Source organism: Streptomyces sp. NL15-2K, from assembly GCF_030551255.1.
GTDB lineage: Bacteria > Actinomycetota > Actinomycetes > Streptomycetales > Streptomycetaceae > Streptomyces.
Map to the genome: position 1 here is coordinate 8,431,611 of NZ_CP130630.1, position 13,503 is coordinate 8,445,113.

Sequence of the window (13,503 nt, forward strand, 5' to 3'; positions counted from 1 at the left end):
AAATGACCTTCGTCAACTGGCTCAAGCGCAATCTCGTGGTCATCGCGGGACTGCTGACGCTCGCTTATCTCCTCCTGCCGAACGTCGTCGTCACGGTGTTCTCCTTCAACAAACCGAAGGGACGCTTCAACTACGAATGGCAGCAGTTCTCCACGGACGCCTGGAAGGACCCGTGCGGGGTCTCCGACCTGTGCGGCTCGCTGTCGGTCAGTCTGCAGATCGCGTTCTGGGCGACGCTCGGCGCGACCGCCCTCGGCACGATGATCGCCTTCGCGCTGGTCCGCTACCGCTTCCGCGCGCGGGGTGCCGTGAACTCGCTGATCTTTCTGCCGATGGCGATGCCCGAAGTCGTGATGGCGGCCTCGCTGCTCACCCTGTTCCTCAACATGGGTGCTCAGTTGGGATTCTGGACGATCCTCATCGCCCACATCATGTTCTGCCTCAGTTTCGTCGTGACGGCCGTCAAAGCGCGGGTGATGTCGATGGACCCGAGGCTGGAGCAGGCGGCGCAGGACCTGTACGCCGGCCCGTTCCAGACCTTCGTCCGGGTCACCCTGCCGATCGCGGCCCCCGGAATCGCGGCGGGCGCGCTGCTCGCGTTCGCGCTCTCCTTCGACGATTTCATCATCACCAATTTCAACGCGGGCTCGACCGTCACCTTCCCCATGTTCGTCTGGGGTTCGGCACAGCGCGGAACGCCTGTTCAGATCAATGTCATCGGTACGGCCATGTTCCTCGTCGCCGTCCTGTTCGTCCTGGCCTCGATGGTCATCGGGAATCGCCGTAACAGGCAAAAGGCGTAAACACAGAAGACTGTAGGGAGTTGAAAATCATGGCCCCGAGCGCCATGAGCCGTTGGACCAGATCCCTCTCCGATGCCCAGCCGGTCCCGTACTGGCTGGACGACCCCGGCAAGCCCCACCCCGAACCCGCCCTCACCGGCATCGAGACCTGCGACCTGCTGGTCGTCGGCGGCGGTTACAGCGGACTGTGGACCGCGCTCATCGCCAAGGAGCGCGACCCCGGGCGGGATGTCGTCCTGCTGGAAGGCCGCGAGGTGGGCTGGGCCGCCTCCGGCCGCAACGGCGGCTTCTGCGCCGCCTCCCTCACCCACGGCCTGCCCAACGGCCTGACCCGCTGGCCGGACGAGATCCACCGGCTCCAGGAGCTGGGCGCCCGCAACCTCGACGAGATCGAGAAGGCGGTCGCCCGGCACGACCTCGACTGCGACTTCGAGCGCACCGGCGAGATCGACGTGGCGACCGAGACGTACCAGGCCTGGGAACTGCGGGACTGGTACGAGGAGATGGAGCGCCGGGGCCTCGCCGACGGCGTGGAGTTCCTGGACGCCGCGGCGGTGCGGGAACAAGTCGACTCACCGACATTCCAGGCAGGCCTGTACGACCGCCGGGGCGTGGCCATGCTCAACCCCGCCAAGCTCGCCTGGGGCCTCAAGCGCGCCTGCCTCCGCCTCGGCGTCCGCGTCCACGAGCGCACACCGGCGCTGACGTTGAAGCCGTACAGCGCCGGGATGACCGTACGCACTCCGTACGGCCAGGTCCGCGCCCGCAAGGTCGCGCTCGGCACGAACGTCTTCCCCAGCCTGGTCAGACGCGTCCGCCCGTACACCGTCCCGGTCTACGACTACGCGCTGATGACCGAGCCGCTGACGGCCGGCCAACTGGCCTCGATCGGCTGGAAGAACAGACAGGGGCTGGGGGACAGCGCCAACCAGTTCCACTACTTCCGCCTCTCCGCCGACAACCGGATCCTCTGGGGCGGCTACGACGCGATCTATCCGTACGGCGGGCGGGTGCGCGCCGAGTACGACGACCGCCCGGAGACCTACGCCAAGCTCGCCGGACACTTCTTCACCTGCTTCCCGCAACTGGAGGGCGTCCGCTTCACGCACTCCTGGGGCGGGGCGATCGACACCTGCTCGCGCTTCTCGGCGTTCTTCGGCACGGCCCATCACGGCAAGGTGACGTACGCGGCGGGCTACACCGGCCTGGGCGTCGGCGCGACCCGGTTCGGCGCCGAGGTGATGCTGGACCTGCTGGCGGGTCAGACCACGGAGCGGACCTCGCTCGAGATGGTCCGCAAGAAGCCGCTGCCCTTCCCGCCGGAGCCCTTCGCCTGGACCGGCATCGCCCTCACCAAGTGGTCGCTGGCCCGCGCGGACGCGCACGGCGGCCGGCGGAATCTGTGGCTGCGGACGATGGACCGGCTGGGGCTGGGCTTCGACAGCTGAACAGGCTGAACAGTCGGTCGAGCACTCGGTCCAGCAGTCGGTCGAGCAGTCGGCAGAACAGTCGAGTGTGACCTGGTTCACTCCAAAACGCCGCCAAAACCCGCGTAATGCTGCCAGGGAACCTCCCTCTCCCCGTTGAGGCGACCAGCGTCGACGAAGGAAAGGGAGGTCTTCTCATGACAGGGGCGAAGACGGCGGTGGAGTGGCTGGCATCCGTCGCGCCGGACCCCGAGGCCTGCCGCTGGGAATGGGAGCGCAACCCGCTCGGGGTCGCGCTGCTGCCCGCGGGCAAGGCCTGGGACGTACTGATTCTGCCGGGCGGGCTCGGCTATCCCACCCTCGACGTCCTCACCCGCATCCTCGACCGACCGGGCCCGGTGCTCGTCGACTTCGGCGACGCCCGGATGGGCTTCTTGGTACCGCCTGGCACCGCGTCCCGCTGGCTCGGCACGGGCATCCGTACGGCCGGTCCCGGCACCTGGATCGTGGTGCCGTACCCGGGACGCTCCACCGGCTGCGTCCGCTGGCTGGTTCCCCCGGACGGCTCCGGCACCCTCACCGACCCGGCGCTCCTCGAACTGGCGATGCACGAGGCGGCGGCGGGTCCGGCGAGGGAGGAGGGCGACCAGGAACTGGCCGGCCCTGTCTCGTGCTTGGGGAGTTACAGTGCGCTGTTGACTTCTAGGAGGCTGCCGTGAGCGAGCGTCGTCTGGGTGTGGTGCTGGTCCATGGGTTCCGGTCCGGAGCTGCCATGTGGGACGGGCTCGGACACTTCATCTCCGAGGACGAGGACCTGGACTTTGTACAGACGCTGCCCTTCGCGTACCCGACGACCCTGTGGAACTTCCATCCACTGCGAAAGATCCCCACGCTCGGCCTGGTCGCGGACGGCCTGAAGACGCACATCGACACCGAAGGCGAGGCCTTCCCCCGGCTGATGATCGTCGCCCACAGCCAAGGGGGCCTGATCGTGCAGCGTTACCTGGCACGCATGCTCGCCGAAGGCCGTGGGCGCGATCTGGCACGCATCGGACGCGTCGTCCTGCTGGCCTGCCCGAACGAGGGCTCGCAGATTTTCATGCCGCTGCGGCGGACCTTCCTCGGTCGATGGCATCCACAAGAACGCCAGCTCAGGACCCTGAGCGAAGAGGTCAAGGAGACACAGCAGATCGTCCTCCCCGACATCGTGTATGCCTCCGCGGTGACCGACCGCACGTGTCCCATTCCGTTCGACGTCTACGCCGGCATGAAGGACGGCGTCGTCACGCAGGTCTCGGCGCAGAGCGTCTTTCGCGGCGCCTCGGCGCTGCCCGGCGACCACTTCACCATCGCTCGGCTTCCCAGTACGTACAGCACGCTGAAGCGGCTGATCCTGGCGACCGCCGACAGCGACCCGCCCGATGCCCCCGCGGCCATACCTTCGGTCCCGGTCGAGCACTACCGCGACGACGCCCTGGCACTGGACGTACACCCGGTCATCGAGACCTCCGCACCGGGCGCCGGCCTGCCGCCGCAACCCCCGTACGTCACCAGGGAGCACGACGAGTTCCTGCGCGACGCCCTCCGTACGGCGTGCGAGGGCAGGAGCCGCCTGGTGGTCCTGGTGGGAGGCTCCTCGACCGGCAAGACCCGTGCCTGTTTCGAAGCACTGCTCTCGCTCGATCCGGAGTGGCGGCTGTGGCGCCCCCCGAGCGCCGAAGACCTCGTCGAGGTTCTCTCCTCGGTGCCCCGCATGCAACGAACCGTGCTGTGGCTCAACGAGACGCAGCGCTACCTCACGACGAGCCGGGACGATCCCGCGGCACGTGCGCTCCAGGCACTGCTCGACGACCCCGCCCGCGGGCCCGTGGCGATCATGAGCACTCTGTGGCCCGAACATCATCAGACGCTGACCAGGGACGCCGACAGCCCGGCCGCGCAGCTCCTCAAGGACCGGCAGATCGTCATCGCGGACGTCGGCTTCCAGGGAGCCTCCAAAGCGGAACTGGAGCGAGTCGCGCAGAGCGATCCGAGGCTCGCGGAGGCCCTCACGGCCAGCAGGGACGAAGTCACCCAGTACCTGGCCGGCGGCCGGGAACTCCTCAACCGCTACGAGGGAGCCGTTCTCGAGACCCGCGCGCTGATCGACGTCGCCGTCGACGCCGCCCGTCTCGGCTGCACCGAGGACGTCAGTGAGGCCTTCCTCAAGGCGGCGGCGTGGCCCCTCGTACCGGAGTCCCACAAGCGGACCCGGGACCAGGGCTGGCGCGAGGAGTGGTTCGAGCGCGCGCTCGCCGACGCCGGTGCACCGTGCCGCGGCGTCCCGGGGCCGTTGACCACCCTCAGCGCGGAAACCGACGAACCCCATACCTACCGGCTGGCGGACTACCTCCGCCAGAAGATCTCCGCACGGCGCGCCCTGGGCTGCCCGCCCGACGCCTGGTGGGAGGCGGCCGTACGGCACGTCACCGCACCGGCGGACCTGCTGGCACTGGCGAGGGCGGCACAGTTCCGCGCCCGCTACCGGATCAGCGCCGATCTGGCCCAGCGGTCGATGGACCTCGACCCCTCCCTACAGGGACGTGGACTGCTCGTCGACGTCCACTTCGCCGCCGGGCACGTGTCCGAGGCGGAAGCCGCGGCGCAACAGGCCCTGGCGCAGGGCGACGACAGACCGGCGCTGCGTCTCGCACGCCTGCTGCAGGATGCCGGAGAAGGCGCGGCGGCGCTCGACTGGCGGCGGCGGGCGGCCGAACAGGTCGGAGGCGAGAACGCCTGGGCGAGGTACAGCGCATCGCTGCTGGAGGCCGGAAAGGTCGACGAAGCGATCCTGGCCGGGCAGAACGTCGACACGGGGCGCTTGGATCACGTGGCCTATGCCCTGCGAGAGGAGGGCCACGCGGATCGTGTTCTGCCGGTCGCCCGCCAGTTGGCGGCCAAGGGCGACGGTGGTCTGCTCGTGGAGGAGGCGAGTCGGCTGTATGAACAAGGACGGCTCCAGGATGCCATCGACCTGCTGGAGGAGGCACGGCCCACGCGTGCGCCGGGGCTCTACGAGACACTGATGAACTACTACGAGGAACTCGGCGACACGGCCCGGGCGGAGGAAGCGGGTCAACAGTCGGCTGAGCGCGGCTACGGAAAAGCCCTCAAGCGCCTGTCGGTCCAGCGGGAGGAGGCAGGCGATCTCCGTGGCTCGGCCCGAGCGCTGCTCGCCCTCGGCTCCTGCCCCGAGTGGGAGTGGTGGTTGCTGGCCGCGGCCATGGAGTTCGCCGAGGCCGAGGACTACCAGGCCGCCGCTGCGGCGGTGGACCGGGCGATTGCCGCGGGGCGGCACGAAGGCTGGGTCGTGGCGGCCTACCTCGCCGAGACCACCGGCGACTTGGACGCGCGGGACGACGCCCTTCAGCGAGCCGCGCTGACCGATGACGCGCAGGCGTGGAGCTGGCTGGGCACTTTCCACGAGGAGCACGGCAATACGGTCGAGGCGGAGACGGCGTTCCGGCGTGCCCTGGGGCTGGGTGACAACGGGGCGTGGTTCGACCTGGCGAGCATGTGGCACGACACCGGAGACCCCGTGCGCCGGGACCGGGTCGTCGCCGAAGCCCTGGCAGAGGGGCAGGCGAGGAGTCTTCGCAGACTGCCCGACCATGTCGACGGCTCCGGGGACCGAGCCGCGGCCGAAGCCCTGGCTCTGCGGGTCGCTGAACACGGTGAGGACAGCGCTGGGTTCTTCCTCGCCCGCAAGTGGCGTCGCAACGGTCGTGCCGAAGAAGCGCTCGGCCTTGCCCTCGCCCTGCAGCGCATGGGCCATGACGAGGCCATCGGGGCGACACTCCGCCAGCTGTGGGAGGCCGGCGACACCGCCGCCGTGGTCCGAGTCGTCGAGGCCCAGGAGGTCCGGCGCCCGGGCGCCACGCCGCGCAACCTCGACTACGCGCTGGCCGCTTACGCGGCGACGGGCGCCACCGAGAAGTTCACCCGGACCCTGGAGGCCGCGCACCGCCCTGCCGAACTGGCCCGCGCGGGACGCCTGTGCCGGCAGCAAGGGCATGAGGCCCAAGCCGTAGCCCTGTACGAACGCGCTCACTCCCTAGGTGACCGCGGCGTCCTCCTCGACCTGGCCCAGCTGCACCACCAGGACCGGAAGCAGGCCGAACGCCTTCTCCGGGAGGCCGTCGACGCGGGCGTGGACTCCGCTCCCAAGGAGCTCGCCGACCACTACGCCCGTGCCGGCAACTCCACGGCAGCCGACCGCGTACGCCGCTACGGCCTGGCCGACGACGGACCCGCTGCCCCCTGGTAGCCCCGGGAACCCGCCCGCCGGCCTAGGAACAGCCACAGGCAGGTCAGCAGCACCCCACACAGACACCAACTGGCCACGACATCCAGTGGCCAGTGGTAGCCGCGGCGGACCAGGCCGAAGGAGGCGCCGAGGACGAGGGCGGCGCAGATGCCGACGCATGCGCGGCGGGCTGTGGCGGAGCGCAGCCAGGGCAGGAGCAGCAGGGTCGCGGCACCGTAGGCGATCGCGGCCGTCGCGGTGTGGCCGGAGGGGTAGTAGCCGGTGCCCGGCGGCACGGCCGACGTGCCCGGTCGGTCGATGAGTTCCTTGAGGGGGACGATCAGCGCCGGGACCAGGGCTATGAGGAGGGCAGCCGCGGTGGGCGGGAGCCACCAGCGGTCCGTACCCGTACGGCGGGAGCGCCAGGCCGTGCAGGTGAGGGCGACGGCCAGGACCGGGACCGCGACCTGGACATTGCCCAGGTCGGCGAGGAGTTCCGAGAAGCGGTCGGGGTGGATCAGGGCGCGGCTGACGCGCTCGTCCGTGCGCAGCAGCGGGCCGTCGATGACGACCTGCCAGGTGATCAGCGCGAAGAGGAGGGCCGGAAGGCCGAGAACGCCGAGAAAGAGGAAGGAGGCCGGCCGCCCCGGAACAGGGGGGGTGGTTCCGGGACGGCCGATCAGATCGGATGGTCGCGCGCCCCGGGGGGTTTGGGGCGGGCGACTGTCCGATCGGTGAGGAGATCCAGAGCCGGAGGCTCCGGTTGTGTGCGCGATGGCACGACCAGGTCGAAGCTGGGGAGGCCCCGGCCTGATGTCGCCCACAGTCCCCTGTGGGCGGGGTGTATCTCTCATCTGGGTAGAACCTACGACAGGGGTCGGGCGGAAGACAGGCGGAATCGCGTCCTGCCATCCACCTCGCACACCTTCTTCACACGGTCTACCGCTGGCGGAATCAAGTGTGCGGTCCGTCGGTCAGATGCGCGCGAACGCCTGCTCGATGAGGTCGAGGCCCTCGTTCAGCAGATCCTCCCCGATGACCAGCGGGGGCAGGAAGCGCAGCACGTTGCCGTAGGTGCCACAGGTCAGGACCAGCAGCCCCTCCTGGTGGCAGGCCTTGGCGAGGGCGGCGGTGGCCTCCGGGTTCGGCTCCTTGGTGGCGCGGTCCTTGACCAGCTCGATGGCGATCATCGCGCCCCGGCCGCGGATGTCGCCGATGAGGTCGAACTTCTCCGCCATGGCCCCCAGTCGGGCCTTCATGACCGTCTCGATGTGCTGGGCCCTGGCGTTGAGGTCGAGCTCCTTCATCGTCTCGATCGCGCCGAGCGCGCCCGCGCACGCGACCGGGTTGCCGCCGTAGGTGCCGCCCAGGCCGCCCGCGTGCGCGGCGTCCATGATCTCGGCGCGGCCGGTGACGGCGGCGAGCGGCAGGCCGCCCGCGATGCCCTTCGCCGTGGTGATCAGGTCGGGGACGATGCCCTCGTCCTCGCAGGCGAACCACTGGCCCGTGCGGCAGAAGCCGGACTGGATCTCGTCGGCGACGAAGACGATGCCGTGGTCCGAGGCGAACCGGCTGAGGGCGGGCAGGAAGCCCTTGGCCGGCTCGATGAAGCCGCCCTCGCCGAGCACCGGCTCGATGATGATCGCGGCGACGTTCTCCGGGCCGACCTGCTTGGTGATCTGGTCGATGGCCTGCGCGGCGGCCTCCGGGCCGGCGTTCTCCGGGCCGGTCGGCCAGCGGTAGCCGTAGGCCACCGGGACGCGGTAGACCTCGGGGGCGAAGGGGCCGAAGCCGTGCTTGTACGGCATGTTCTTCGCGGTCAGCGCCATGGTGAGGTTCGTGCGGCCGTGGTAGCCGTGGTCGAAGACGACGACCGCCTGGCGCTTGGTGTACGAGCGGGCGATCTTGACGGCGTTCTCGACGGCCTCGGCACCGCTGTTGAACAGGGCGGACTTCTTGGGGTGATCACCCGGCGTCAGCTCGGCGAGGGCCTCGGCGACCTCGACGTACCCCTCGTACGGCGTGACCATGAAGCAGGTGTGGGTGAAGTCGGCGAGCTGCGCGGAGGCCCGGCGTACGACGGCCTCGGCGGAGGCGCCGACGGACGTGACCGCGATGCCGGAGCCGAAGTCGATCAGGCGGTTGCCGTCGACGTCCTCGATGATCCCGCCGCCCGCCCGCGCGGTGAACACAGGCAGTACGGAGCCCACACCCTGCGCGACCGCGGCGGCGCGGCGGGCCTGCAGCTGAAGCGACTTCGGGCCGGGGATGGCGGTGACGACGCGGCGCTCCTGCGGAAGTGCGGTCATGAGGGGCTCCTGGGTTTTGCTGACACTTGGGTTTTGCTGACACTTGCCTTCTTTTCTCGCAGGCTAGGACGGGGGCCGGGGGGTGGGCATGCTCCATGTGGGCGTTCTCGGCAGCACGGCTTGTCCGTCTTGGACAGGGAGAGTCCGTGCGAGCCCGGCCGCGTAAGCGGTGAACTCCCTTGGCGAGGGCGTTAGATTGACTCGCTGATGGTGGACGGAACGGCTGGTCAGGGAGCAGAGGCGATGGACAGCGACGGGACGCAGGACGCGCGGGGTACGCATGCGAACCCTGTGCCACGTCCGGCGGGACCGCCGGAGGTTCCGGCGATGCCGCCGCGGCCACCCGCGGCACCGGGTGTGCCGCCGAGGCCGGACGGGTCGGCGTTCCTCGCCTGGCTGCGGGCGCCGCGGCCGGAGGCGGCGCCCGGCGTGTGGCGGTTCGGGCACAAGCCGCGGCCGGCGGAGGAGCCCGAGCAGATCCCGACACGGCAGCTGCTCAGCGGGGCGGTGATCGCCTTCCTCGTGGGCTGGCTGATCTGGTCGCTGCTGTGGAACGGCTACCTCGGCGGCTGGTGGGTGCTGCCCCTTGAGCTGTTCACCCCGGACTCCTGGCGGCACAGCAACGACCGCGTCGGCAATGCCATCCTCTGGTACACGTACTACACCCTGATCGCCCTCGCGATCATGCTCGCCGTCGGCCGCCTCGGCCGCTGGGGCGAGGTCTGGCGGCGCTACGGCCCGTCCGCCTGGCGCCGCGCCGTACCGGCAGCCGAGCGGCCGCCCGCCCCCGAGCAGGACCCCGCCGAGTGGCCCCAGCTGCGCGCCGCCGGGGCCGTCGACGCCGCCGAGCGGCTCGCCGCCGAGGCCCGCGCCGGGCTGATGCGAGACGTCGACCACGCCCGGATCGCCCGCGCCTGGCAGGGTGTGCGCAGCGGCCGGCACAGCCTCGCCACCTTCACAAGTGCGGTGCTCAGCGACGGCGCCGCCGCCTGCCTGCACCCCTCCGGCGAGCGCGACCTGCCCACCCGTCTCGCCCCCCACGACCTGGTCACCGGCCAGGTCCGCCTCGGCACCACGGCCGACGACGCCCGCAACCCGTACGCCTACCGCGGCACCGGCCTCGGCCTCGGCCCCGATCTGCTCGGCACCTCGCTCCTCGCCGTCGGACCGGCCGGCTCCGGCAAGACCGCCACCATCGTCCAGCCGCTCGCCGAGTCGCTGTGCCTGCACGCGCTCGCCGGGCGGGCCGCCGTCGTCGTGGTCGGCGCGGCGGGCGCGGGGCTCGGCCCGGCCGACGCCTACGACGTCGTCGTACGGATCGGCAATCCGGAGTCCGTCTACGACCTCGACCTGTACGGCGGTACGACGGACCCGGACGAGGCGGCGGGCGTGCTCGCCGAAGCCCTCGTCGGGGACCTCGCCGAACCCCACCAGGGCGGGGACACCCGCCGGTCCACCACCGTCCTCGCCCAGCTCCTCGGGCCGTTCCGGGCGGTCCACGGCCGCTTCCCCTCCGTACCGGAGCTACGGCAGCTGCTCGACGGCTCGCCCGGACCGCTGGCCGCGCTGCGCAAGGGGCTGGACGACTCCGGACAGGAGTCGCTGCTGCGCGAACTGGACGCGCGGGAACGGCAGCTGGGGCACCCGGGAGACGTGAGCGGGGTGCTCGCGGACCGTGTGGCGCTGCTCGACCGGCCGGCCTTCGCGGGCTTCTTCGACACCTCCGGACAGTCACGTCCCTTCTCCCTGAAGGCGCTGGACCACCCCGTGCGGGTGCGCGTCGACCTGCCCCAGCGCGGGCACGCCGACGCCTCGCGGATGCTGGCGCGGCTGATGCTCGCCCAGTTCACGGCGAGCGTCGCGGTACGGGAGGACCGGTCGCTGTTCGCCTGCCTGGTGCTCGACGACGCCACGGGCGTGGTGACCCCGGAGGCCGTCCGGGGCATCCAGCGGCTGCGGTCGGGCAACGCGGGAGTGGTGCTGACCCTGCGCACCCTGGACGACGTACCGAGGCCGCTGCGCGGGCCGCTGCTCGGCGCCATCGGGTGCCGGATGGCGCTGTCCGGGCTCACACCGTGGGACGGGCAGGACTTCGCCGAGGTGTGGGGCAAGGAGTGGATCGAGGCGCGGGACGTCACCGACCGGCAGATCATCGCGGAGACCCCGGCCGGCAAGGCGCTGCACGCGGTGCGGCGGGTGATCACCGGGAAGGCGCCGACCGCGCGGGCCGTGACCGTACGGCAGGTCGAGCGGGAGCGGTGGTCGCCCTCCGAGCTGGCGCACGGGGTGCCGCCCGGCCACGCGGTGCTGTCGCTGACGAATGTGAAGGGGGAGCACGCGCCGCCGCTGCTGGTGGATCTGCGTCACTGAGCAGGGGTCATTGAGCAGGGCATGGGGCTTGGGGCGCACCGGGACCGTACGGTGAGGCAGAATCACCATAGGTCGTTCATACGCGACGGCCAAAAGCTCACAAAGATCACGATGGTCACACATATCTGAAGGCCTCATGCCCCCGACGCTCACCTCGCTCGTCCACCACTCCGCGCTCAAGCTGACCGTACGCGCGGGCGAGGACCGACTGGACGTGCCCGTCCGCTGGGCGCACGTCAGTGAGCTCGCCGATCCCGTCCCCTACATGGAGGGCGGGGAGCTGCTCCTGATCACCGCGCTCCAGCTGGACGCGGAGGACCCGGAAACGATGGCCCGCTATGTGAAGCGCCTGGTCGGGGCAGGGGTCGTCGGGCTCGGCTTCGGCGTCGGGGTCAACTACGACGAGATCCCCGCGGCGCTCGTCGAGGCCGCCGAGCAGGAGGGGCTGCCGCTGCTGGAGGTGCCGCGCCGCACGCCCTTCCTCGCCATCAGCAAGGCCGTGTCGGCGGCGATCGCGGCCGACCAGTACCGGGCGGTGACGGCGGGCTTCGCCGCTCAGCGCGAACTGACCAAGCAGGCGCTGACGGAGGGACCGGAGGGGCTGCTCGCCGAACTCGCGTCGCAGGTGGACGGATGGGCGGCGCTGTACGACGCGTCCGGCGCCGTCGTCGCGACCGCACCGGAGTGGGCGGGGCGGCGGGCCGCCCGGCTGACGGCGGATGTGGAACGGCTGCGGGAGCGGCCCGCGCCCGCGTCGTCGGTGGTGGGCGGGCCGGACCACGAGGACCGCGTCGAGCTGCACTCGCTGGGGACGGGGCGCCGATCGCGGGCGGCGCTCGCCGTGGGGACGGCCGCGGCTCTCGGTACGGCCGAGCGGTACGCCGTCCACTCGGCCATCGCGCTGCTGACGCTCACCACGGAACGCTCACGGTCCCTGCAGGCGGCCGAACAGCGGATCGGGGCGGCGGTCCTGCGCATGCTGCTCGCGGGCGAGCCGGACCATGCGCGGACGGTGGCAGGGGACCTGTACGGGGAGCTGTTGGACGCCCCGTTCCGGATGATCGTCGCCGAGTCGGCCTCCTCCACGTCGGCCGCCCGCGTGCGGGCCGACGGCCGCGCACACGGGCCGCTGACCAAGCCGACGGCCGCCGCGCTCGCCGCCGCCGACACGGGCGGTGATCCGCTGGGCGCGCTCGTCGAGGTCGTGGAGTCGGCGGCGGCGCGGTCCGGGGAGGCCGTGCTGGTCGTGCCCGAAGGGGAGGGCGAGGGGGAGCGGTTGGTGGTGCTGGCCGCGGACGGGGGTGCCGCGGTGGCCGCGTGCGGGGAGTACGCGGCGGCGGTGGAGGCGGCGCGGGCCGGCATACGGGATCAGACGGCGCCCGGCGACGAGGACGAACTGGTCGTGGGGCTGTCGGCACCGGCCGGCCCGATCGCGGCCGCCTCCGCGTACAAGCAGGCCGAGCAGGCGTTGTCGGTGGCGCGGCGGCGGGGCCGGGTGTGCGTCGAGCACGAGCAGATGGCGGCGGGGTCGGTGCTGCCGTTGCTCGCCGACGACGCGGTGAAGGCGTTCGCGGACGGGTTGCTGCGGGCACTGCACGAGCACGACGCGACCGGGCGGGGGGATCTGGTGGCCTCGCTGCGGGCGTGGCTGTCGCGGCACGGGCAGTGGGACGCGGCGGCGGCGGACCTCGGGGTTCACCGGCACACGCTGCGGTACCGGATGCGGCGGGTGGAGGAGATCCTGGGGCGGTCGCTGGACGATCCGGATGTGCGGATGGAGTTGTGGCTGGCGTTGAAGGCGACGTCGGCGGAGTAGGTACCCGGGGTGGGTGCGGGCGCCTGCCGGGGCTCCGCCCCCGGACACCCGGGGCCTATGCCCATCCACCACCCGCGCTTGGATGAATGGTCAGCAACATCTCAGCGTGTCCGGCGCGCAGTGACGAGCGTTGCTCAGCCGCGTCCAGCCCGTCCGGCGCCGTCGGGTGATGTAGCGACCTGCACTGGCGAATCCGGTTGGTCGACACGAGGCCGACGACCGGGATCAAGGGGGAATTGGCAGATCTGTTCCACCTCCGCGAAGGAAAACCCCAGGTGAGGTGGCCGTGCCGGTGGAACAGATCTGCCAATCACTGGGTGAGCGTCCGGGCCCCGCGCAGATCGCGTCGTGACCCGGGGTGAGGGCCTCGTGCAGCCCGCCTGGAGTCCGGCAGTCCGTATCGCTACACCACGCGGCGGGACGCCACCCGCGTTACAGGGTCTGGCAGCTACCGAACGCTTGTAGAACGGGGAGGAGCCGACGCCTCGCGCGG

Annotated in this window: 8 protein-coding genes; 6 read left to right on the plus strand and 2 right to left on the minus strand. The window is 71.2% G+C overall.

What is annotated here, in order from left to right:
- Positions 1-2: 2 nt before the first annotated feature.
- The 4 genes from Q4V64_RS38005 to Q4V64_RS38020 all read left to right on the plus strand — a co-directional run bounded on the left by Q4V64_RS38005 (position 3) and on the right by Q4V64_RS38020 (position 6,536).
- A complete protein-coding gene (locus Q4V64_RS38005) occupies positions 3-803 on the plus strand; it encodes an ABC transporter permease (RefSeq protein WP_124438894.1) in 801 nt (266 codons plus the stop codon).
- 29 nt (positions 804-832) lie between these two features.
- Positions 833-2,251, plus strand: coding sequence for an FAD-dependent oxidoreductase (locus tag Q4V64_RS38010; protein WP_124438893.1), 1,419 nt, complete (start codon positions 833-835; stop codon positions 2,249-2,251).
- A 176-nt stretch (positions 2,252-2,427) separates the two neighbouring features.
- A complete protein-coding gene (locus Q4V64_RS38015) occupies positions 2,428-2,949 on the plus strand; it encodes a bifunctional DNA primase/polymerase (RefSeq protein WP_253266854.1) in 522 nt (173 codons plus the stop codon).
- On the plus strand, positions 2,946-6,536 hold the full coding sequence (locus Q4V64_RS38020) for a hypothetical protein (protein ID WP_124438892.1): 3,591 nt from the start codon (positions 2,946-2,948) through the stop codon (positions 6,534-6,536). The genes Q4V64_RS38015 and Q4V64_RS38020 overlap by 4 nt, the downstream gene beginning before the upstream one ends.
- Here Q4V64_RS38020 and Q4V64_RS38025 read toward each other — a convergent pair.
- A complete protein-coding gene (locus Q4V64_RS38025; RefSeq protein WP_124438891.1) occupies positions 6,497-7,339 on the minus strand; it encodes a phosphatase PAP2 family protein in 843 nt (280 codons plus the stop codon). The two genes, Q4V64_RS38020 and Q4V64_RS38025, sit on opposite strands and share 40 nt — an antisense overlap.
- Positions 7,340-7,489: 150 nt before the next feature.
- Complete coding sequence (gene gabT, locus Q4V64_RS38030) at positions 7,490-8,824, minus strand: 4-aminobutyrate--2-oxoglutarate transaminase (protein WP_124438890.1); 1,335 nt, start codon at positions 8,822-8,824, stop codon at positions 7,490-7,492.
- Between the two features lie 243 nt (positions 8,825-9,067).
- Here gabT and Q4V64_RS38035 point away from each other — a divergent pair, with 243 nt between their 5' ends.
- Complete coding sequence (locus Q4V64_RS38035) at positions 9,068-11,194, plus strand: ATP-binding protein (RefSeq protein WP_124438889.1); 2,127 nt, start codon at positions 9,068-9,070, stop codon at positions 11,192-11,194.
- A gap of 136 nt (positions 11,195-11,330) precedes the next feature.
- Positions 11,331-13,010: a PucR family transcriptional regulator gene (locus Q4V64_RS38040; RefSeq protein ID WP_124438888.1), complete on the plus strand. Its 1,680-nt coding sequence runs from the start codon at positions 11,331-11,333 to the stop codon at positions 13,008-13,010.
- Positions 13,011-13,503: the final 493 nt, after the last annotated feature.

Excerpts from the sequence above, each read along its gene's own strand:
- Q4V64_RS38005 (WP_124438894.1), top strand. The coding sequence starts at position 3 with ATGACCTTCGTCAACTGGCTCAAGCGCAATCTCGTGGTCATCGCGGGA.
- Q4V64_RS38010 (WP_124438893.1), top strand. The coding sequence starts at position 833 with ATGGCCCCGAGCGCCATGAGCCGTTGGACCAGATCCCTCTCCGATGCC.
- Q4V64_RS38015 (WP_253266854.1), top strand. The coding sequence starts at position 2,428 with ATGACAGGGGCGAAGACGGCGGTGGAGTGGCTGGCATCCGTCGCGCCG.
- gabT (WP_124438890.1), bottom strand. The coding sequence starts at position 8,824 with ATGACCGCACTTCCGCAGGAGCGCCGCGTCGTCACCGCCATCCCCGGC.
- Q4V64_RS38035 (WP_124438889.1), top strand. The coding sequence starts at position 9,068 with ATGGACAGCGACGGGACGCAGGACGCGCGGGGTACGCATGCGAACCCT.
- Q4V64_RS38040 (WP_124438888.1), top strand. The coding sequence starts at position 11,331 with ATGCCCCCGACGCTCACCTCGCTCGTCCACCACTCCGCGCTCAAGCTG.